The sequence below is a fragment of the Halorubrum hochsteinianum genome (assembly GCF_023702125.1).
Taxonomy (GTDB): Archaea; Halobacteriota; Halobacteria; order Halobacteriales; family Haloferacaceae; genus Halorubrum; species Halorubrum hochsteinianum.
In genome coordinates, this window is sequence record NZ_CP098415.1 from 2,027,336 (window position 1) to 2,045,898 (window position 18,563).

Consider the following 18,563-nt stretch of genomic DNA (forward strand, 5'->3'; position numbering starts at 1 on the left):
AGAGCGGCGCGCCCCAGAGACCGACAATGGGAAACGCCGACCTGCGCGATCTCGCGTCGATTCGCGACGTGCCCTTCGCGGAGATCGAGGGGAGCGTCGTCGCCGTCGACGCCCACAACTGGCTGTACCGTTACCTCACGACGACGGTCAAGTGGACGAGCGACGAGAAGTACACCACCGCGGACGGCGTCGAGGTCGCCAACCTGATCGGGGTGGTTCAGGGGCTCCCGAAGTTCTTCGAGCACGACCTGATCCCGGTGATGGTGTTCGACGGGGCCGTCACCGACCTGAAGGCCGACGAGGTCGCCGAGCGTCGCGAGAAGCGCGAGCGGGCGGAGGAGCGCCGGGCCGCCGCGGAGGAGCGCGGCGACGCTGTCGAGGCGGCCCGGCTGGAGGCCCGCACGCAGCGGCTCACCGACACGATACAGGAGACCACGCGGGAGCTGCTCCGCCTGCTCGACGTGCCGATCGTCGAGGCCCCCGCGGAGGGGGAGGCCCAGTGCGCGCACATGGCCGCGACCGGGACGGTCGACCACGCCGGCAGCGAGGACTACGACACACTGCTGTTCGGCGCGCCCACCACGCTCCGCCAGCTGACGAGCAAGGGCGACCCGGAGCTGATGGACCTGGCGGCGACGCTGTCCGACCTCGACCTCGACAGGCAGGGGCTCGTCGACGCCGCGATGCTCTGTGGCACGGACTTCAACGAGGGCGTCCGCGGGATCGGCCCGAAGACCGCGGTGACGGCGGTCAGGGAACACGGCGACCTGTGGGGCGTCCTCGACGCCCGCGACGCCGAGATCCCGAACGCCGAGGCGATCCGCGAGCTGTTCATGGACCCGCCCGCGACGGACGTCGCGGTCGACGCGGACGTGAACCCGGACGTCGAGGCCGCCCGCGAGTACGTCGTCGACGAGTGGGGCGTCGACGGCGACGAGGTGGAGCGCGGGTTCGAGCGCATCGCGGAGTCGCAGGTCCAGACCGGCTTGGACCGCTGGACCTGAGGAGGCGGGCGCGACGGCCGGGAGACGACCGGCGTCCGTCCGCTCGACCGCCGCGAACACACCTTTTATTTCCTCGTCGCGGGAAGGGTGACACACACGTGTCGCGGACCGCCTTTCGATCGCGGACGACGCCCGTAACCGGCCGGGAGATCGCATCTCCCGCCGATCCCGACGGCGCGGCGCTCCCGCGGACCGAGCCCCGAGCGGGCCGCGGCGACCCTGACCAATGAGCTTCGACGTTCCCGACGACAGACGGTACTTGGAATCGCACGAGTGGGCGACGACCGGCGGCGACCCCGTCCGGGTCGGCGTCTCCGACTTCGCGCAGGACGAACTGGGCGACGTGGTGTTCGTCGAACTCCCCGAGGTCGGCGACGAGGTCGCCGCCGGCGAGGCGTTCGGCGTCGTCGAGTCGATCAAGGCCGTCTCGGACCTGTACGCCCCCGTCTCGGGCGAGGTCGTCGCGGTCAACGAGGCGCTGTTCGACCGCCCGGAGCTCGTCAACGAGGACCCGTACGGCGACGGGTGGATGCTCGAAGTCGCCCCCGCCGAGGGCGGCGAGGCGGACGGACTGCTCGACGCCGACGGGTACGACGACCAGATCGCCTGACCCGACCATGAACGCGACACTTTCACGCGGGCGGCGCGGCACCGGACGGGCGGGCGACGCCGGGGTGGGCCGATGAGCCGGGCGGACGGGACGCCGTACGCCCCCCACACCGACGAGGAGACCGCGGCGATGCTGGCGGCGATCGGCGTCGACGACGAGGAGGAGCTGTTCGACATCCCCGACGCCGTGGCGTTCGACGGCGACTTCGGCATCGAGCCGCGCACCGAACGCGAGATCCGCGACGAGTGCGCCCGCATCCTGAACCGCAACGACGACCTCACGGAGTTCCTCGGGCGGGGCCACTACGGGCACTACGTGCCGAGCGTCGTCGACCACCTCGCCGACCGGACGGAGTTCCTCACGAGCTACACCCAGTACCAGCCGGAGGTGTCTCAGGGGTTCCTCCAGGCGCTGTTCGAGTACCAGTCGATGCTGGTGGAGCTGACCGGGCTCGACGTGGCGAACTGCTCGATGTACGACGCCGCGACCGCGCTCGGCGAGGCCGCGACCCTCGCGGACCGCGTCCGGTCGACCTCGGGCGACGTGGTCCTCGTCCCCGAACAGCTCCGGGAGGGGAAGCGGGCCGTCCTGGAGAACTACTGCGCCGGCGCGGACCTGACCGTCGAGGAGTACCCGATGGCCGACGGGACCGCCGACGTCGACGCGCTCGCCGAGCGCGCCGGCGAGGACGCGGTGATGCTGTACGCGGAGAGCCCGACCGTGCGCGGGTGTATCGAGGAGCGGCTCGCGGCGATCGGCGACCTCGCCGACGAGACGGACGCGCTGTTCACGCTCGGCTCGGACGTGGTCGCGCTGTCGGTGCTGGAGTCGCCGGCCGCGGTCGGCGCTGACGTCGTCGTCGGCGAGGCCGGCGCGCTCGGCCTGCCGACCGCCTACGGCATGGGATTGGGGATCTTCGCCTGTCGCGACGACTTCCTGCGCCAGGTCCCCGGGCGGCTCGTCGGCGCGAGCGAGGACGCGAACGGCGACCGGGCGTACACGCTGACGCTCCAGACCCGCGAACAGCACATCCGCAAGGAGCGCGCCACCTCGAACATCTGCACGAATCAGGCGTGGGTCGCGCTCCGGGCGGCGATCCACGCGGCGACGCTCGGGCCGGACGGCCTCGTCGACCTCGCGAACGACTGCGTCCGCGAGGCCGAGTCGCTCGCGGCGCGGATCGACGACCTGTCGGGCGCGGCCGCGCCCGTCCACGACCGCCACCACTTCCGTGAGTTCGCGGTGCGCGTCGACCAGCCCGCCCCGGCCGTCGCGGAGGACCTGGAGGCGGAGGGGTTCGCGGTCCACGCGGTCGACGACCACCTGCTTCAGGTGTGCGTCACCGACCTCAACGCGGGGAAGACGGACGGACTCGTCGCGGCCTTCGAGGAGGTGCTCTGATGATCCACGACCAAGCGAACTACGAGCGCGACGGCGAGGGGGTCCGGGAGCCGCTGCTCTCGGAGAAGGGCGAGGAGACGGTCGACGTGCGCGAGGACTCGCCGCTCCCCGACGACCTGACGCGGGAGGAGCTGACGCTTCCGAACCCGTCGGAGCCGGAGACGGCGCGCCACTACACCCGGCTCTCGCAGATGAACTGGTCGATCGACTCGGGCCCGTACCCGCTGGGGAGCTGTACGATGAAGTACAACCCCAAGTTCACCGAGGACGTGGCCGCCGACCCGAACGCGGCTGTCCACCCCGACCGCTCCGCGCGCTCGGCGCAGGGGATCTTGGAGCTCCAGTACCGGCTTCAGGAGGCGCTCGCGGACATCGGCGGGATGGACGCGGTCACCCTCCAGCCGCCCGCGGGCGCGGCCGGCGAGCTGACGGGGATCCTCGTCGCGAAGGCGTACCACGAACACCACGGCAACGACCGCTCGGAGGTCGTGATCCCGGCGTCGGCCCACGGGACGAACTTCGCGACCGCCGCGACCGCCGGCTACGACGTGGTCGAACTGCCGTCCGGCGAGGACGGTCGGGTCGATCTGGAGGCGCTGGAGGCGGCCGTCGGCGACGACACCGCCGCGCTCATGCTCACGAACCCGAACACGGTCGGGCTCTTCGAGCGCGACATCACGGAGATCGCCGAGATCGTCCACGACGCGGGCGGGCTGCTCTACTACGACGGCGCGAACCTCAACGCGCTGCTCGGCCGCGGCCGCCCGGGCGACATGGGGTTCGACGTGATGCACTACAACGTCCACAAGACGTTCGCGACCCCGCACGGCGGCGGCGGCCCGGGCGCAGGGCCGGTCGGCGTCGTCGACGAGCTGGCCCCGTTCCTCCCGACGCCGCGGGTCCGCGAGGCCGACGAGGGGTCGGGCTACGAGCGGTTCGAGCCGGCGAACACCATCGGCAAGGTCCACGGCTTCGCCGGCAACTGGCTCGTGCTGATCAAGGCGTACGCGTACGTCGCCCGCCTCGGCGACGAGGGGCTCGCGGACGCCGCCGCGAAGGCCGTCCTCAACGCGAACTACCTCGCGGAACGGCTCGACCTCGACGTGCCCTTCGGCCCGTTCCACCACGAGTTCGCGGCGACCGCGGGCGACCGCGACGCCGCCGACGTGGCGAAGCGCATGCTCGACTTCGGCGTTCACCCGCCGACGACGAAGTGGCCGGAGATGGTGCCGGAGGCGATGCTGACGGAGCCGACCGAGATCGAGGGGCAGTCGTCGCTCGACGACCTCGCGGAGGCGTTCAACCTCGCGTACGCCGACACCGACGAGGCGCTCGATTCGGCACCGAACCGGACCGCCGCCGCCCGGATCGATCAGGTCGGTGCCGCGCGGAACCCGCGGCTCTCGTGGCAGGCGCTCGAAGAGGAGTAGCGCCTCGACGGGGTGTAGGAGTCGACGGCGGAAACCCGCCGCTCGGGTCAGGGCTCGGTCGCGGCGGAGCGCACCGGCTCCTCGCCGTCGAACTCGGTCGCGTCGCGGTCGCCGTCAAACTCGGTCGCGTCGCGGTCGCCGCCGAACTCGCCGGCCTCGAAGGAAGCCGAGCCCGCGTCGGAGCCGCCGACGGTCGCGGCGTCCTCGGCGTCCGACCCCGCGTCGAACGGTCCCGCGCAGTCCACGAACCGCCGCATCACGCGCCCCTCGGCGCGGTGGAGTGTCTCGCTACAGGTCGACTTGGCGATGTCGTTCGCCTCGGCCAGTTCCGTGAGCGTACAGCGGCGCGGCGTGTCGTAGTACCCCGAGCGGACCGCCTCGAAGACGAGTTCCCGCTGCGCCTCCGTGAGCGTTCGGTCCGGGTCCTCGCCGCCGGTCGCGGCGACGCCGACCGTCACCCCGTCGCCCGCGAGCCGCCGGCCGAACGCCTCGATCCGGTCGCGGTCGCCGACGACCGTCACGGTGGCGCGGCCGTCGACGACCTCGACCGCCGACTCGATCGGCAGGCCGACCGCCCGCGCCGCGGAGAGGTACGCGGGCCGGCGGCCGACCACCCGGAGCGTGCGGACCTCGCCGCGGCGCGCGACGACCCGCTCGCGGGCGACGCGGTCGTGGTCGCCGAGCGCGTCCTCGACGCGGTCCCTGTCGGTGCCGGCGACGCGGACGGTCGCGACCGCCTCCGCGCCGGTCTCGGACGACTCGTCGACGAGGGAGTCGGAGGGCCCCTCCCCGTCGACGGAGACGGTCTCGTCGACCCGGAGCGTCGCCGACGGGACGCGCCGGGAGACGTCGCCGAGCCACGATCCGGTCGGGAGGTCCAATCGTAGCGCGGTCCGACTCATCGCTTCCACCCCGATTCGCCCGGCGGACCGACCGCCCCGACGGTCGCTGGTACACACATCTCCCCTGAGCGTACGGACGCGGTCCCCGTCGGCGTGCCCCTTCATACGTTTCGAACCTAAGTACCCGCGCGCCGGTTCGGGGCGGACCGCCGGGACCACAGCACCGAAGTCCCCGGCGGGCGAGCGCGTCCCCATGGAGACGACAGACGCGTTCGTCGGCCTGACCTGCGTCGACTGCGGGGAGACGTTCGACGCGGAGGCGGCGACCCACCGCTGCCCCGACTGCGACGGGATCTTGGACCCCGACTACGACTACGACCGGATCGACCTGACCCCGGAGACGCTCGATTCCCGCCCCGACGGGTCGATGTGGCGGTACGCGGAGCTGCTCCCGTTCCCGGCCGAGGCGGCCGTGTCGCTCGGCGAGGGCGCGACGCCGCTCGTCGAGTGCCCGGCGCTCGCGGACGCGATGGGCGTCGGGCGCGTCCTCCTGAAAGACGAGGGCGCGAACCCCACGGGGACGTTCAAGGACCGCGGGCAGTCGGCCGCGATGACGGCCGCGCGCGAACACGGCGCGAGCGAGGTCGCGCTGAACAGCGCCGGCAACGCGGGACAGGCGGCCGCGGCGTACGCGGCGCGCGCGGGTCTGGACGCGCACGTGTTTCTCCCCTCGCGGGCGGGGTTCACCCAGAAGGCGATGACGGAGGTCCACGGAGCCGACCTGACGGTCACCGACCCCGTGGACGGGAACTCGCAGATCGGCGACGCCGGGAAGGCGTACGCCGCGGCGATGGAGGAGAATCCCGACTGGTACTCGACGAAGACGTTCGTCACCCCGTACCGCCACGAGGGCAAGAAGACGATGGCGCTAGAGCTCTTGGCGCAGCTCGACTGGAACCCGCCGGACGCGGTCGTCTACCCGACCGGCGGCGGGGTCGGACTCGTCGGGATGCACAAGGCGGCCCGGGAGGCGCGCGACCTCGGCTGGACCGACGAGTTGGTCCCGATGTACGCCGCACAGGCCACGGGCTGTGCGCCCGTCGTCGACGCCTACGAGTCCGGCGCGGAGCGCCACGAGCCGCTCGCCGACGACGAGGTCGACACGGCGTGTAACGGGATCGCGATCCCGGACCCCGGGGCGAGCCACCTCATCTTGGAGGCGATCCGCGAGTCCGACGGCGGGGCGGTGGCGACGACGGACCGGAAGATCTTAGACGCCGCGATCGAGGTGGCGCGGGCGGAGGGGTTAGAGATGGGCGCGACCTGCGCCGCCGCCGCCTCCGGCGCGTTCGCGCTCGCGGAGTCGGGCGAGTTCGGGCCGGACGACACCGTCGTCCTCCTGAACACCGGCGCGGGCAACAAGGACGTGGACGCGCTGCGCGCGCACCTCGGCGAGCGCGAGGCTGAGGCGGACGCCGCGGAGTAGTCGCCGTGCGGTCGGCGGCGAGGAGGCGAGGAGAGCCGAACCGGAACCACTACGGCGGGCGGTCGCCACCCCTCGCGCATGGAACTCGGGGTCATCGGACTCGGGCGGATGGGGCAGATCGTCGCGAACCGGTCCGTCGAGGCGGGCCACGACGTGGTCGCGTTCGACCTCTCGGCGGAGGCGACCGCGACGGCGGCGGAGAACGGCGCGGAGCCCGCCGACTCAGTCGCGGACCTCTGCGAGCGGTTGGGCGAGGAAAAGCGGATCTGGTTGATGGTGCCCGCCGGCGACGCGGTCGACGCGACGCTCGCGGACTTGGAACCCCACCTCGACGGCGACGACGTGGTCGTCGACGGCGGGAACTCGCACTTCGAGGCGTCGACCCGTCGAGCGGAGGAGACGGACGCGGCCTACCTCGACTGCGGCACGTCGGGCGGCCCGGCCAGCGCCGAGGCGGGCTTCTCGCTGATGGTCGGCGGGCCGGCGTGGGCCTACGAGGCGATGGTCCCCGTCTTCGACGCGGTGGCGACCGGGCCCGACGGCCACGACCGCATGGGCGAGTCGGGGTCGGGCCACTACGTGAAGATGGTCCACAACGGCGTCGAGTACGCGCTGATGCAGGCGTACGGCGAGGGGTTCGAACTGCTCGCCGACGGGCGCTACGACCTCGACATGGAGTCCGTCGCGCGCACGTGGAACAACGGCGCGGTGATCCGGTCGTGGCTGCTGGAACTGTGCGAGGAGGCGTTCCGCGAGGAGGGCTCCGACCTCGGCGACGTGGCGGACCACGTCGCGGGCGGGTCGACGGGGACGTGGACGGTCGAGGAGGCGCTCGAACAGGAGGTCCCCGTGCCGATCATCTATCAGGCGCTCGCGGAGCGGTTCGACTCCCGGAACGAGGGCCGCTTCTCGCGCCGCCTCGCGAACCGACTCCGGTACGGCTTCGGCCGCCACGAGGTCGCGCGGCGCTCGGACGACTGATCGCGCGGCGGCGTTTCCGCCCGGTAGCGTCTCGGAGAGGCTCTTGCGGCGAAGCGGGATTCGCTCGATACGGATGGAGTAGCGGCCGATCTGCGGTGGCGCGTGCCTGCGAGCGTGCCGCCGAAGGCGGCCGCGAGGAGCACGCGCGAGGGACGCGGTGAGCGCCCGGAGGGCGCGAACCGCGAGGCTGGGGAGGTGTGAGGCTGCGGTCGCTGTGCGTTCCCGCGAGCGAAGCGAGCGGGAGCACGGAAGTCGCAGCCCGCGCAGCGAAGCGAGCAGGAACGTCTTCCGGTGGGGCGGGACCCGAAGAGACGGCCGGGGCTTCGGCGGTCTCCGTGTCGACCGCTAGTTTACAAGCGAATTTCTTCTATCGGGTCCGTCAGATGGGAAATTCGGAACTGACGTCTCGTGACGCCCGCGTCCCGCCCGATTATCACGGTCGACCACGTCCGAGAAAGGCTTATTTATAGTCGTGGTAGAGTGTCTCACGCACAGAATGTTCGAGCGATTCTCAAGCGGCTACTACCTGGGGGAACTGTACGTGGAACCCCACGACGGCGAGCGCGCCGTCATCCAGCGGGCGGACCACGAACACGTCAACGAGCAGTTGTACGCGGACGGCGAGGGGGTCGAGCGACTCGACGCCCCGCTGGTGATGAAGGTCGGCGGGAGTCACATTCCGGTCGCCGGCGACGACGACGTGGCGAGCGGAACGCTCGCGATTCCCCGGGAGATCGCCGACGAGACGCTTCCGGACCGCAAGAACGTCCTGCTGGCGGACGCGGACCGCGCCGAGACGCTGCTCCGCTGGGAGGGGTGGGAGCCGCGCGTGAACGCGTAGTACTCGGTCGATTTCGGCTTTCAGTTATGTGCTGGTAACGCGGAATCGACTGCGGACGGGTCCGATTTCGCAGTTGTTCGGGTAAATGATGAGATCGGTAGTTACAACCTAGCGATCGGCACGGAGACCGCCGAAGCCCCAGCCGCGAGGACTCCCGCGGCTCGTTGCGCTCCTCGCTCGTTCACCTCGTTCACCCGCTGTGGTGTCGCCGCCGGCGACCCGTGGCGCGTAGCGCTACGCTGCTTACGTCGCCGGGGTTCGTCCTCGCGACTGCCCCTTCGAGTCCCGCCCCACCGGAAGACGTTCCTGCTCGCTTCGCTCGCGGGAACGCACAGCGACCGCACCTCACGCCTCCCCAGCCTCGCGGCTCCCTTCGGTCGCCGCGTCCCTCGCGCGCGCTCCTCGCGCCCTTCGGGCGCTCGGAGGCGCGCGCCACCGCACACAGCTCAGTTATACCGGATGTCAGCTGTATCGCCGTCGCAGACGCACCTTTTAGGTCGCCGGGAGTCGCCGTTCGGGTATGATCGACAGGCTGCTCGGGCGCGCCGAGCTGAAGGAGCGCATCGAGGAGTTAGAGGAGGAGAAGCGCCACCTCGAACGCCGCGCCGAGGCCGAAGAGGAGCGCCGCTCCGACGCGGTCGCGGACCGCCAGCGCGCCGAGGAGCGCGTCAACGAGCTCGAACACCGGATCGAGTCGTTAGAGGAACGCCTCGACCGCGCCGAGGGGACCGAGGAGTCGCTGGAGTTCCGGCGCGTGACCGACCTCCGAGGGGCGCGCGTCGCCGACGTGCTGGACCGCTTCCGCGCCGTCGAGAGCGACGACCCGGAGGGGCTGCTCACGGCGTACGTCCCCGACGCCGACGCGCTCCCGGCGACCGTCGCGGACTGGTTCGGCGACCGCGCGGGACTCATCCGGCGGGCGGCCCCCGCGGTCGTCCTCGCCGACGACACGGGCGCGGTGAGCGCGGCGCTGACCCCGCCGATCGGGCCGGACCCGTTCGACGGGTGGGACGACGCGTTCCGGCTCGACGAGTCGTGGTTCCGCCCGACCGGCCGGTTCGCGTTCGCCGTCGTCCGGTCGGACACCTTCGCGCTCGGCGTCTACGAGGGGGACGAACGGGTCGCGTTCGAGGGGTTCACCTCCGAGGTGAAGTCGGCCCACTCGAAGGGCGGGTTCTCGCAGGGGCGCTTCGAGCGCCGCCGCGACGGGCAGATCGACGACCACCTCGACCGGGCGAACGATGCGCTCGCCGACGTCTCGGAGGCGGAGGACGTCGACCGCGTGATCGCCGTGGGCGAGCGGAGCGTCCTCGGGCGCGTGCGCGACCGCGCCGACCGCACCGACGTCTCGGACGCGACCGGGAAGCCGGAGGCGGCGCTCGACGACGCGTTCCGCGACTTCTGGCGGGTCCGCCTCCGGGCGCTGTAGGCGCGCAGCCGGGCGGTCCGTCCCGCCTCAGAACGGGGACTCGGGACCCTCGTCGCCGTCGGACTCGTCGTCCGGCGCGTCAGTCGCCGTCAGTTCGCCGATCGCCTGTTCCCACGCCTCGACGCCGCCGCGGAGGCTCTCGACGCGCGCGTCCTGTGTCCCCTCGTAGCTCCCGATCAGCTGGGCCGCCTGCTGGCTCGCGACGCCGTGCGGGCAGACGGTGACGATCCGGTCGGCCCCTTCGAGCTCCGTGACCCGGCTCGTCAGCTCCGGGAACGGGATACACTCGCTGTCGGGGAGGTGGCCGCGGTCGAACGCGCGCTGGTCGCGGATGTCGACGATTCGGAGCGTCTCGTCGGCGGAGCCGTCGGCGCGCTCGGACAGCAGCGCGGACAGCTCCTCGGGGTCGATCTCTCCGTCCATCAGTTGAGCGGGGCGAGGGTGGCCGTGAGGACGGCCCGGTCGGTCGTGTCGTTGCGCGCGCCGTGGACCGCGCCGCGCTCGTTGGGCACCACCGCCGGGGCCGCGAGCGCCTCCTCGTCGCCGTCGCGGATCACGGTCGGTTCGCCCTCGACCACGTGGAACACGTTCGTGGCGTCGGCGTGTTCGTGCGGGTCCACGGCCGCGTCTGGGCCGAGGACGAACGCCTTCACGAGCGCGTCGTCGGTGACGACGAGCTCGGCCGTCTCGACCTCCCCGGGGGCGGGGTCGAGGTCGGCGACCGCCGTCGCGTAGCTGTCGAGCGTCATACCCGCACCTCGCGCGGGACGGGGAAAAATCGCGCGTTCCCGTCAGTACGAGGGCGACTCCTCCGGCTCGCCGTCGCGCGCGTTGACGAGGCGGCCGAGGGTGAAGAGGAGGTCCGAGAGGCGGTTGAGGTAGGTGACGACCGCCTCGTTTATCGGCTCCGAGCGCGCGAGGTCGACGACGCGGCGCTCCGCGCGCCGCGCCACGGCGCGGGCGTGGTGGAGCGCGGCCCCCGCCTCGCCGCCGCCCGGGAGGATGAACGACCGCAGCGGCTCGAGCTCCTCGTCGAACGCGTCGATGTGCTCCTCTAACTCCTCGGTGTGCTTGCTCTCGACCTGCGGGTCGTCCGGGTCGGGGTCGGGGTTCGCGAGGTCGGCCTGAACGACGTGGAGGTGGTTCTGTATCGTCTCCAGCAGCTCGTCCACGTCTTCGTGACCGGTCGGTCGGATTGTCCCGAGGAGCGCGTTCGCCTCGTCGACGGAGCCGTACGCCTCGATGCGGTGGCTCGACTTCGACACCCGGCTCATGTCCCGGAGGTCGGTCTCGCCCTCGTCGCCGCGGCCGGTGTAGATGCTCATGCGAGGGTCCTCTCGACGTACTCGACGATGTTCGCGCTCTCGGCCATCGTCACGCCGCGCTCGTCGTCGACGAGGACGGGCACGCCGCGCTGGCCGCTGACCCGCTTGACCTCGTTCCGCTCGGAGTGGAGCGCCTCGACCCACTCGGTCTCGTAGTCGACGCCGGCGTCGTCCAGCGCGTCGGCCGCCTTCTCGCACCACGGACACCCGTCGAGGGCGTACAGTCGAACGCTCATACCGATCGATCCGTCCGCGGCGTCAAGAAGGTGTGCGTCCGCGCCGTCCGGTCGCGGGGTCGACCGCCCGACCGCCTACAGGTCGTGGTACGACTCCATTGCGTCCCGGAGTTCCTCGGAGATCGGCGTCGGCTCTCCGGTGTCGGGGTCCAGCGAGACGAGCGTCGCCTCGGCCTCGGCGGCGACGGCGTCGCCGACCCGGACTTCGTGGGTCATCGTCGCGCTCGACCGACCCAGCTCGGCCAGGTCGACGGTAACGGTGACCCGGTCGTCGGACAGCTCGACGGGGCGACGGAAGTCGATCGATATCGACGCCAGCACGTTCGAGGACTGCGAGATGTCCATCTCGAGGACGTCCCGGAAGTACCGCGTCCGCGCCTGCTCGATGTACGTCGCGTAGACGGCGTTGTTGACGTGGCCCAGCGCGTCGATGTCGCGGAACCGCACGTCGATGTCAACGGTGTAGGGTGCCATATCCGACCCACTGGCGGAGACCGTATGTAGGCGTCGGGATCGGAGCGGGGAGCGTCGACGCCGGGGCGGGTCGGTAAGCCTCACGCCGGTCCGGGCCGGCGGCCCGACAACCTATAAAGACGGCAGGCGTCTATCCGGGACTATGGGCAACGAGGCGATAGACGATGTCGATAAGGCGATCCTGTACGCGCTCCAGGAGGACGCCCGGAACACGTCGTCCGGGGACATCGCGGAGCGGACCGGGACCTCCGACAGCACCGTCCGCAAGCGCATCGGACGCCTCGAATCCGACGGCGTGATCAAGGGGTACAGCGCCAGCGTCGACTACCAGCGGTCGGGGTATCCGCTCCGGATGCTGCTGTACTGCACCGCGTCGATCCCGGAGCGCGGCGAACGCATCCCGGAGATCCTCGACATCGACGGCGTCGTATCGGTCCAAGAGCTGGTGACCGGCGAGGAGAACCTCCTCGTGACGGTCGTCGGCGAGTCGGACAACGACATCACGCCCGTGGCGCAGGAGCTGCTCGACATGGGCGTCACCGTGGCCGACGAGGTCCTCGTGCGGACCCACGAGACGACCCCGTTCGGGCGGTTCGACGCGGGTCGGGACGACGAGGCCGACGGCGACCGAGGGGAAGCCGGCGACCCGAGCGAAGACGGCGGCCGGAGCGGGGACGACTAGGCCACGACGCGCTCGACGTCGAGCGCGGTCGCTCGCCGGACGACCGCGCGGACCGGGTCGACCGAGCCGGACAGGTTGTCCGAGTCGCCGTCGAGGACGACGAGCGCCGCCCGCCGGCCGGGGGCGATGACGCCGCAGTCGAGGTCGGCGATCTCCGCCCCGGCGGCGGTGGCCATCCGCAGCACCTCGCGGGCGCTCACGTCGAACCGCTTCGCCGCGAACGCCATCTCCCGGAACATCGACGGCGGGTTCAACATGACGTTGTCCGTGCCGAGCGCGACCGTCGTGTGGTCGAGCAGTTCGCGCACCGGCGGCGTGCCGACGTCGAGGACCTCGTTCGCGCGCGGGCACACCGCGATCGGGACCGACCCGTCCGCGACCCGTTCGAGGTGCTCGCGCTCGGCGTGGACCATGTGGACGAGGAGGTCCGGGTCCAGGTCGAGCGCCGGGTGGATGTCGGTCGCGTCCGGCTCGCCGGCGTGGATCGCGAAGGGGCGGCCGCGCTCCTCGCAGGCGGCGCGCTCCGCGGCGAACGCGTCGTCGTTCGCACCGGAGGCACCGTAGCCGTCGGCCACGTCCAACACGGACGCGTCGCCGCTGCCGAAGATGAACGGGTCGACCTCGGCGTCCGCTCCCGCCTCGCGGAGCGCTCGCGCCCCCTCGACGCCCGACTCGCGGAAGTCGAGACACGAGACGGTCCCGGTCCGCCGCATGAACCGGAGCGTCCGACGCATCGCCGACACCAGTTCCCCGCGGTCGGCGGCCGCGAGCCGTCGGTGTTTCAGGCTGTCCGGCGGCGCGACGGCCTCGTCGAGCGAGAGACCCACGGCCGCCTCCTTCGCCACGGAGTCCCCGAGGTGGGTGTGCGCGTTGACGAACGCCGGTATCACGATGTCCGTCGACTCGGTGTCCGTCTCCTCGACCGCCTCGATCCGACCGTCCTCGACGACGACGCGCCCCCGGACGGGTTCGAGGGACCTCCCGGCGAGGACGGTCCCGGTGATCGGCTCCATACGGCCACTCCGCGCTCGGGACCGATATGGTTTCGTGAGACGACCCGAAGCGACGAGCAGCCCTCGGCGGCCGCGGCCGCGACGAGTGATAAACATAACGTTCTATAACAACAGTTCTTCGAACGATTTGTGAATACAAGCAGATTTAATACACGTTATGTTCTCAAAGTGGCTTAGAGACGACCGAAATCGGATCTCGGTGTCGGACGGGTCCGAAACGGGTCGTGCGACGAGTCGAACGATGTCAGGACACAGCTCGAAGCCGACGGTCGGAGCGCTCGGGGAGACGGACGGGTCGTCGTCCGTCCCCGCCGTATTGACGCTGCTCGCGTGGTCGCTGTTCGCCGCGAGCGTCGCCGCGCTCGTTGGCCGAGTCCGACTCGGCGGCGCGTGGGAGCTCCCCGGCGTGATCGCCGTCGACGGGCTGACCGTCCTGTTGTGGGTGGTCGTCACGTTCTTCAGCGGGATCGTCCACAGCTACTCGCGGCGCTACATGGCGGGCAGCGCCCACGAGACGCGCTTTTTCCTCGCCGTCTTCTCGTTCACGCTCGCCGTGATGGCGCTGGCGGCGGCCGACCACGTCGCGCTGTTCTGGCTCTGCTGGCTGGCGATGGGCCTGCTGATGGCGCGGCTCATCGGGACCGTCGAGGGCTGGCGGCAGGCGCGGGCCGCCGCGAGCGTCGCGCGGACCCACTTCCTCGCGAGCAGCGCGCTCCTCGGCGTCGCCGTGACGGCGCTGTGGTGGGCGACGGGCGCGACGACGGTCTCCGGGATCGCCGCGAGCGCCGACGCGCTCGGCGGGCCCGCGTGGGTCGTCGCCGCGGCCGCGCTCGTCCTCGCGGCGATGATCCAGTCGGCGCTCGTCCCGTTCCACGGCTGGCTGCTCTCCTCGATGACCGCGCCGACGCCGGCCTCGGCGCTGATGCACGCCGGGTTCGTCAACGCGGGCGGCATCCTGCTGGCCCGCTTCGCCCCGGTCGTGACCGTCGACACTGCGCTCATGCTCGGGATCGTGGCCGTGGGAGCGACGAGCGCCCTACTCGGCAAACTGCTCAAGACGGTCCAGCCGGACGTGAAGAGCGAACTGGGCTGCTCGACGGTCGGGCAGATGGGGTTCATGATCATGCAGGCGGGCCTCGGCTTCTTCGGGGCCGCGATCACGCACCTCATCGTCCACGGCTTCTACAAGGCGTACCACTTCCTCAGCGCGGGCGAGGAGGTCGAGCGCTCGGTCCCGACCGAGGCGGAATCGGGGCGGACGAGTGCCGTCGGCGCGCTCGTCGTGCTGGCGACCGGGGTGGCCGGCGGCGCGACGTTCGCGCTGCTCACCGGGAAGGGGACGAGCGTCGACAGCGGCCTGCTGCTCGCGGGGCTCGTCGCGCTCACGACGCTCCACGCGGCCCGGAGCGCCCTCCGGCATACCGCGCTGTCACCGGCTGCCCGCTACGGGTCGATCCCGCTGGTCTTCCTGCCGGCCATCGCGGGCTACGCGCTCGTCTACGAGGCCGTCTCGGGCGTCCTCTACGGGCTGCCGATGGTCTCCGCGCCGACCGAACTGACCGCGCTCCACGCGCTCGTCGCCGCCGCGTTCCTCGCGGCGTACGTCGCGATCGAGACCGGCGTCCACGAGCGCAGCGAGCGCCTCTACGTCGCGCTGCTGAACGCGGGGCAACCCGCGTCGGAGACGCTGTTGACCGCCACGGAGGAGTACAATGAGTACTGAACCCGCTATCAGCGACAGCATCGACGAGGCCGCGGAGACCGTCGGGTCCGTCTGGCCGATCCACTCGTTCGTGACGGCCAACCCGCTCTCCGGCTTCGAGGACGAGCCGTTCGCCGAGGCCGTGCCGCGGGCGGCCGACCGCCTCGGCGGTCGCGGCTATCCGAGCCCGGAGACGTTCCGGGCCGCCCTCGACGACGGCCGGATCGACCGCGGCCTGCTCGACGCGGAACTGGCCGAGCGCGGGTACGAGCGCGACCCCGGGGCGCTGCTGGAGCGGATGGCGGCCGCCGAGGAGGACGGAGACGCGGCGGACGATCCGACGCCCGGCCCGACGGAGCGGGCCGACCGCGTCTTGACCAAGTGGCTGTCGGCGTTCCTCGACGAGGGGCAGGCCGAGTGGTCGATGCCGAACGCCGAGGACGGGTTCTACGACGCGTTCCGGTCCGTGGCCGCGCACGACGATCGGATCCCGGACGGCGTCGCGACCGACCTCCCGGCGTCGCCGATAGAAGCGATCGAGTCCGTGTTGGAGCCGTGTCCCGAGGGGCGGTGGAGCGCCGTCTTCGAGGCGCAGTTCGCCGCGCTCCCCGGCTGGACCGGGCTGATCAAGCGCCGCGTCGACGACGGCGGGGCGTGGCAGTCCGCGCGTCCGATCACGCTTGAGGGGTACGTCGCCGTCCGGCTCGCGCTGCTCGACGCCTTCGGCGTCGACGTCACCGACGTTTCCGACGCGGACGACGCGGGCCCCGAGGCGGCGGACGAGCTGGCCGACGCGTTCCTGAGCGCGTGGGAGGCGAGCTATCGCGGCGAACTCGTCGACCGGGTCGCGGCAGAGGGCGAGGCGCGCGCCGAGGCGAGCGAAGCCCGCGCCGACGGCGGCGACTCGGCCCGGCCGGCCGCGCAGCTGGTGTTCTGTATCGACACGCGCTCGGAGGTCATCCGGCGGCACGTCGAGGCGACCGGCGACTACGAGACCCACGGGTACGCCGGCTTCTTCGGCGTGCCGATGGAGTACCGTGGGTACGACTCCGATGTGTCGGTCGACGCCTGTCCCCCCATCGTCGACGCGCAACACCGCGTCTCCGAGGCCCCGACCGACGACGACGCGCGGGGCGTTCGCGACCGGTGGGGAGCCCTCCGCGAGGCCGCCGGCGAGGTGGTCGAGACGCTGAAGTCCAACCCCGCCACCGCGTTCAGCTTCGTCGAGGGGGCCGGGAGCGGGTACGGGGTCGCGCTCGCGGCCCGCACGCTCGTCCCCGACCGGGTGTCCGACCTGCTCGACGCGGCCGGCGACTCGGTCCCCGACGACCACGAGTTCTGCGAGCCGGACCTCCACCGCCACGAGCGCTCCGACGACGGGCTCCCGGTCGGCCTGACCCGCGAGGAGCGGGTCGAGTACGCCGCGACCGCCTTCGAGTTGATGGGCTGGGAGGCGTTCGGTCGGCTCGTCGTCTTCACCGGCCACGCGGCGGAGACGGCGAACAACCCCTACGGGTCGAGCCTCGACTGCGGTGCCTGCGCCGGCAACCCCGGCGGGCCGAACGCCCGCGTCCTCGCCGCGATCTGTAACGACCCCGAGGTCAGGGACGGCCTGCGCGAGCGGGGCCACGACGTGCCGGACGACACCGTCTTCCTCGCGGCCGAACACAACACGACGACCGACGAGATAGAGCTGTACGATGGCGGCGTCCCCGACTCGCACGCGGACGACCTCGCTCGGCTGCGCGCGGACCTCGAGACCGCCCGCGAGACCGCGGCCGCCGAGCGCGTCGGGACCCTGACCGGCGACGGCCCGACGAGCCGCGGCGACTCGGCGGCCGCGAGGGAGGCGGAGCGCCGCGCGGGCGACTGGGCCGAGACCCGTCCCGAGTGGGGGCTGGCCGGCAACGCGGGGTTCGTGATCGGTCCCCGCGAACTGACGAGCGGCCTCGACCTCGACGGGCGCGCGTTCCTCCACTCGTACGACTGGACGACCGACCCCGACGGGGAGGCGCTCGAAGCGATCCTCGCCGGACCGATGGTCGTCACCCAGTGGATCAACGCGCAGTACTACTTCTCGACGGTCGACAACGCGGCGTACGGGAGCGGGTCGAAGGTGACCCACAACCCGGTCGGGAACGTCGGCGTCTACCAGGGCAACGGCGGCGACCTGATGACCGGGCTCCCGCTCCAGTCGGTCATGGCCGCGGCCGACGAGCCGTACCACCAGCCGCTCCGGCTGTCGACGGTCGTTCACGCGCCCGTCGACCGCGTCACGGAGGTCTTGGCCGACAACGAGGCGGTGGCCGGACTGCTGGACAACGACTGGCTCTCGCTGACGGTCGTCGACCCGACGCGGGACCACCGCGCGTTCCGTTACGAGGCGGAGTTGGAGTGGACGCCGCTGGCCGAGTCGGAACGGACCGAGCCGCCGTCGGAGACGGCGACGGCTCCCACCGCCGCGGACGACTGAGTCCGCGGTCGCGGAGACGACGGTCCGGGGGTCGTGACGGACCGGAGGTCGACGCGATCGGTTTCGGTATCGCTCTATAGTCCTCTATAACAGTCCGAAGTAACGGCTATGTCGGTGCCGCCCGCACGGAGAGTCGTGACTCAACACAGCGAACAGTCGAGCCGTCGGATCGCGTTCGTCTGCGTCCAGAACGCCGGACGGAGCCAGATGGCCGCCGCGTTCGCCGAACGGGAGCGCGACCGCCGGAACGCGGGCGACCGGATCGAGATCGTCACCGGCGGGACGCGGCCCGCCGACCACGTTCACGAGGTCGTCGTCGAGGCGATGGCGGAAGTTGACATCGACATCAGCGACCAAACGCCCCGGGAGGTGACGCCCGACGAGCTACGGGCGGTCGACCTCGTCGTCACGATGGGCTGTTCGGCGTCGGACGTGTGCCCGGCGACGTGGAACGGCGAGAACCGCGACTGGGGACTCGACGACCCGCACGGGCGACCGATCGAGGAGGTCCGCGAGATCCGTGACGAGGTCGAGGCGCGCGTCGTCGCGCTGTTCGACGAACTCCTGTCGGAGCCGCCCTCCGCGGAGTGAGGCGGCAAGAATAATCGGCCGGGGCCAGTTCGGGGCGGACGCC

The 18,563-nt window shown here is 71.7% G+C and carries 18 protein-coding genes and 1 pseudogene; 12 read left to right on the forward strand and 7 right to left on the reverse strand.

What is annotated here, in order from left to right; all coding sequences use genetic code 11:
* Nucleotides 1-26 precede the first annotated feature (26 nt).
* The 4 genes from fen (at nt 27) to gcvPB (ending at nt 4,445) form a co-directional block, all read left to right on the forward strand.
* Nucleotides 27-1,004 carry a flap endonuclease-1 gene (fen, locus tag NAF06_RS10250; RefSeq protein WP_008583643.1) on the forward strand — a complete coding sequence of 326 codons (978 nt, stop codon included), beginning with the start codon at nt 27-29 and terminating at the stop codon, nt 1,002-1,004.
* A gap of 226 nt (nt 1,005-1,230) precedes the next feature.
* On the forward strand, nt 1,231-1,614 hold the full coding sequence (gene gcvH / locus NAF06_RS10255; protein WP_008583640.1) for a glycine cleavage system protein GcvH: 384 nt from the start codon (nt 1,231-1,233) through the stop codon (nt 1,612-1,614).
* 72 nt (nt 1,615-1,686) lie between these two features.
* Nucleotides 1,687-3,015 carry an aminomethyl-transferring glycine dehydrogenase subunit GcvPA gene (gcvPA, locus tag NAF06_RS10260; RefSeq protein WP_008583638.1) on the forward strand — a complete coding sequence of 443 codons (1,329 nt, stop codon included), beginning with the start codon at nt 1,687-1,689 and terminating at the stop codon, nt 3,013-3,015.
* On the forward strand, nt 3,015-4,445 hold the full coding sequence (gene gcvPB / locus NAF06_RS10265; RefSeq protein ID WP_008583635.1) for an aminomethyl-transferring glycine dehydrogenase subunit GcvPB: 1,431 nt from the start codon (nt 3,015-3,017) through the stop codon (nt 4,443-4,445). Before gcvPA ends, gcvPB begins: the two co-directional genes overlap by 1 nt.
* A gap of 47 nt (nt 4,446-4,492) precedes the next feature.
* Here the strand turns inward: gcvPB and NAF06_RS10270 are convergent, their stop codons facing one another.
* Nucleotides 4,493-5,347 carry a helix-turn-helix domain-containing protein gene (locus NAF06_RS10270; protein ID WP_049908727.1) on the reverse strand — a complete coding sequence of 285 codons (855 nt, stop codon included), beginning with the start codon at nt 5,345-5,347 and terminating at the stop codon, nt 4,493-4,495.
* Between the two features lie 193 nt (nt 5,348-5,540).
* Here NAF06_RS10270 and NAF06_RS10275 point away from each other — a divergent pair, with 193 nt between their 5' ends.
* From NAF06_RS10275 to NAF06_RS10290, 4 genes and pseudogenes are all read left to right on the forward strand, one after another.
* Nucleotides 5,541-6,773 carry a threonine synthase gene (locus tag NAF06_RS10275; RefSeq protein ID WP_008583629.1) on the forward strand — a complete coding sequence of 411 codons (1,233 nt, stop codon included), beginning with the start codon at nt 5,541-5,543 and terminating at the stop codon, nt 6,771-6,773.
* Nucleotides 6,774-6,839: 66 nt separating this feature from the next.
* Nucleotides 6,840-7,754, forward strand: a pseudogene (gene gnd, locus NAF06_RS10280) (phosphogluconate dehydrogenase (NAD(+)-dependent, decarboxylating)); the annotation flags it as partial.
* Nucleotides 7,755-8,250: 496 nt separating this feature from the next.
* Nucleotides 8,251-8,595: a DUF5802 family protein gene (locus tag NAF06_RS10285; RefSeq protein ID WP_008583625.1), complete on the forward strand. Its 345-nt coding sequence runs from the start codon at nt 8,251-8,253 to the stop codon at nt 8,593-8,595.
* 520 nt (nt 8,596-9,115) lie between these two features.
* Nucleotides 9,116-10,024, forward strand: a complete 909-nt coding sequence (locus tag NAF06_RS10290; RefSeq protein WP_008583613.1) for a Vms1/Ankzf1 family peptidyl-tRNA hydrolase — start codon at nt 9,116-9,118, stop codon at nt 10,022-10,024.
* Between the two features lie 27 nt (nt 10,025-10,051).
* On the opposite strand, the gene NAF06_RS10295 is transcribed toward NAF06_RS10290, so the two are convergent.
* The 5 genes from NAF06_RS10295 to NAF06_RS10315 all read right to left on the reverse strand — a co-directional run bounded on the left by NAF06_RS10295 (nt 10,052) and on the right by NAF06_RS10315 (nt 12,059).
* Nucleotides 10,052-10,447 carry a rhodanese-like domain-containing protein gene (locus NAF06_RS10295; protein WP_008583611.1) on the reverse strand — a complete coding sequence of 132 codons (396 nt, stop codon included), beginning with the start codon at nt 10,445-10,447 and terminating at the stop codon, nt 10,052-10,054.
* A complete protein-coding gene (locus tag NAF06_RS10300) occupies nt 10,447-10,773 on the reverse strand; it encodes a cupin domain-containing protein (RefSeq protein WP_008583609.1) in 327 nt (108 codons plus the stop codon). Before NAF06_RS10300 ends, NAF06_RS10295 begins: the two co-directional genes overlap by 1 nt.
* A gap of 42 nt (nt 10,774-10,815) precedes the next feature.
* The gene (locus NAF06_RS10305; RefSeq protein ID WP_008583607.1) at nt 10,816-11,349 is read right to left on the reverse strand and encodes a cob(I)yrinic acid a,c-diamide adenosyltransferase; all 534 of its coding nucleotides are present in this window, start codon (nt 11,347-11,349) and stop codon (nt 10,816-10,818) included.
* Nucleotides 11,346-11,585 (reverse strand): glutaredoxin family protein, encoded by a 240-nt coding sequence (locus NAF06_RS10310; protein ID WP_008583605.1) that lies wholly within the window; start codon nt 11,583-11,585, stop codon nt 11,346-11,348. Before NAF06_RS10310 ends, NAF06_RS10305 begins: the two co-directional genes overlap by 4 nt.
* Before the next feature lie 75 nt (nt 11,586-11,660).
* Nucleotides 11,661-12,059, reverse strand: coding sequence for an acyl-CoA thioesterase (locus NAF06_RS10315; RefSeq protein WP_008583603.1), 399 nt, complete (start codon nt 12,057-12,059; stop codon nt 11,661-11,663).
* Nucleotides 12,060-12,201: 142 nt separating this feature from the next.
* Here NAF06_RS10315 and NAF06_RS10320 point away from each other — a divergent pair, with 142 nt between their 5' ends.
* Nucleotides 12,202-12,741 carry an Lrp/AsnC family transcriptional regulator gene (locus NAF06_RS10320; RefSeq protein WP_008583601.1) on the forward strand — a complete coding sequence of 180 codons (540 nt, stop codon included), beginning with the start codon at nt 12,202-12,204 and terminating at the stop codon, nt 12,739-12,741.
* Here NAF06_RS10320 and NAF06_RS10325 read toward each other — a convergent pair.
* A complete protein-coding gene (locus NAF06_RS10325) occupies nt 12,738-13,754 on the reverse strand; it encodes an amidohydrolase family protein (protein ID WP_008583600.1) in 1,017 nt (338 codons plus the stop codon). The two genes, NAF06_RS10320 and NAF06_RS10325, sit on opposite strands and share 4 nt — an antisense overlap.
* Before the next feature lie 241 nt (nt 13,755-13,995).
* Here NAF06_RS10325 and NAF06_RS10330 point away from each other — a divergent pair, with 241 nt between their 5' ends.
* From NAF06_RS10330 to NAF06_RS10340, 3 genes are all read left to right on the forward strand, one after another.
* A complete protein-coding gene (locus NAF06_RS10330; protein WP_008583596.1) occupies nt 13,996-15,477 on the forward strand; it encodes a proton-conducting transporter transmembrane domain-containing protein in 1,482 nt (493 codons plus the stop codon).
* Nucleotides 15,467-17,929, forward strand: coding sequence for a DUF2309 domain-containing protein (locus NAF06_RS10335; protein WP_008583595.1), 2,463 nt, complete (start codon nt 15,467-15,469; stop codon nt 17,927-17,929). The genes NAF06_RS10330 and NAF06_RS10335 overlap by 11 nt, the downstream gene beginning before the upstream one ends.
* Nucleotides 17,930-18,136: 207 nt before the next feature.
* Nucleotides 18,137-18,520, forward strand: coding sequence for an arsenate reductase/protein-tyrosine-phosphatase family protein (locus tag NAF06_RS10340; RefSeq protein WP_049908724.1), 384 nt, complete (start codon nt 18,137-18,139; stop codon nt 18,518-18,520).
* The last annotated feature ends 43 nt before the right edge of the window (nt 18,521-18,563 follow it).

Bases quoted from the DNA above. Each gene is read 5' to 3' on its own strand.
- NAF06_RS10335 (WP_008583595.1), top strand. From the start codon at position 15,467: ATGAGTACTGAACCCGCTATCAGCGACAGCATCGACGAGGCCGCGGAG.
- NAF06_RS10295 (WP_008583611.1), bottom strand. From the start codon at position 10,447: ATGGACGGAGAGATCGACCCCGAGGAGCTGTCCGCGCTGCTGTCCGAG.
- NAF06_RS10275 (WP_008583629.1), top strand. From the start codon at position 5,541: ATGGAGACGACAGACGCGTTCGTCGGCCTGACCTGCGTCGACTGCGGG.
- NAF06_RS10290 (WP_008583613.1), top strand. From the start codon at position 9,116: ATGATCGACAGGCTGCTCGGGCGCGCCGAGCTGAAGGAGCGCATCGAG.
- NAF06_RS10285 (WP_008583625.1), top strand. From the start codon at position 8,251: ATGTTCGAGCGATTCTCAAGCGGCTACTACCTGGGGGAACTGTACGTG.
- NAF06_RS10330 (WP_008583596.1), top strand. From the start codon at position 13,996: ATGTCAGGACACAGCTCGAAGCCGACGGTCGGAGCGCTCGGGGAGACG.
- gcvPB (WP_008583635.1), top strand. From the start codon at position 3,015: ATGATCCACGACCAAGCGAACTACGAGCGCGACGGCGAGGGGGTCCGG.
- NAF06_RS10340 (WP_049908724.1), top strand. From the start codon at position 18,137: ATGGCCGCCGCGTTCGCCGAACGGGAGCGCGACCGCCGGAACGCGGGC.
- NAF06_RS10315 (WP_008583603.1), bottom strand. From the start codon at position 12,059: ATGGCACCCTACACCGTTGACATCGACGTGCGGTTCCGCGACATCGAC.
- NAF06_RS10310 (WP_008583605.1), bottom strand. From the start codon at position 11,585: ATGAGCGTTCGACTGTACGCCCTCGACGGGTGTCCGTGGTGCGAGAAG.
- gcvH (WP_008583640.1), top strand. From the start codon at position 1,231: ATGAGCTTCGACGTTCCCGACGACAGACGGTACTTGGAATCGCACGAG.
- NAF06_RS10300 (WP_008583609.1), bottom strand. From the start codon at position 10,773: ATGACGCTCGACAGCTACGCGACGGCGGTCGCCGACCTCGACCCCGCC.
- fen (WP_008583643.1), top strand. From the start codon at position 27: ATGGGAAACGCCGACCTGCGCGATCTCGCGTCGATTCGCGACGTGCCC.
- NAF06_RS10320 (WP_008583601.1), top strand. From the start codon at position 12,202: ATGGGCAACGAGGCGATAGACGATGTCGATAAGGCGATCCTGTACGCG.
- NAF06_RS10305 (WP_008583607.1), bottom strand. From the start codon at position 11,349: ATGAGCATCTACACCGGCCGCGGCGACGAGGGCGAGACCGACCTCCGG.
- NAF06_RS10325 (WP_008583600.1), bottom strand. From the start codon at position 13,754: ATGGAGCCGATCACCGGGACCGTCCTCGCCGGGAGGTCCCTCGAACCC.
- gcvPA (WP_008583638.1), top strand. From the start codon at position 1,687: ATGAGCCGGGCGGACGGGACGCCGTACGCCCCCCACACCGACGAGGAG.
- NAF06_RS10270 (WP_049908727.1), bottom strand. From the start codon at position 5,347: ATGAGTCGGACCGCGCTACGATTGGACCTCCCGACCGGATCGTGGCTC.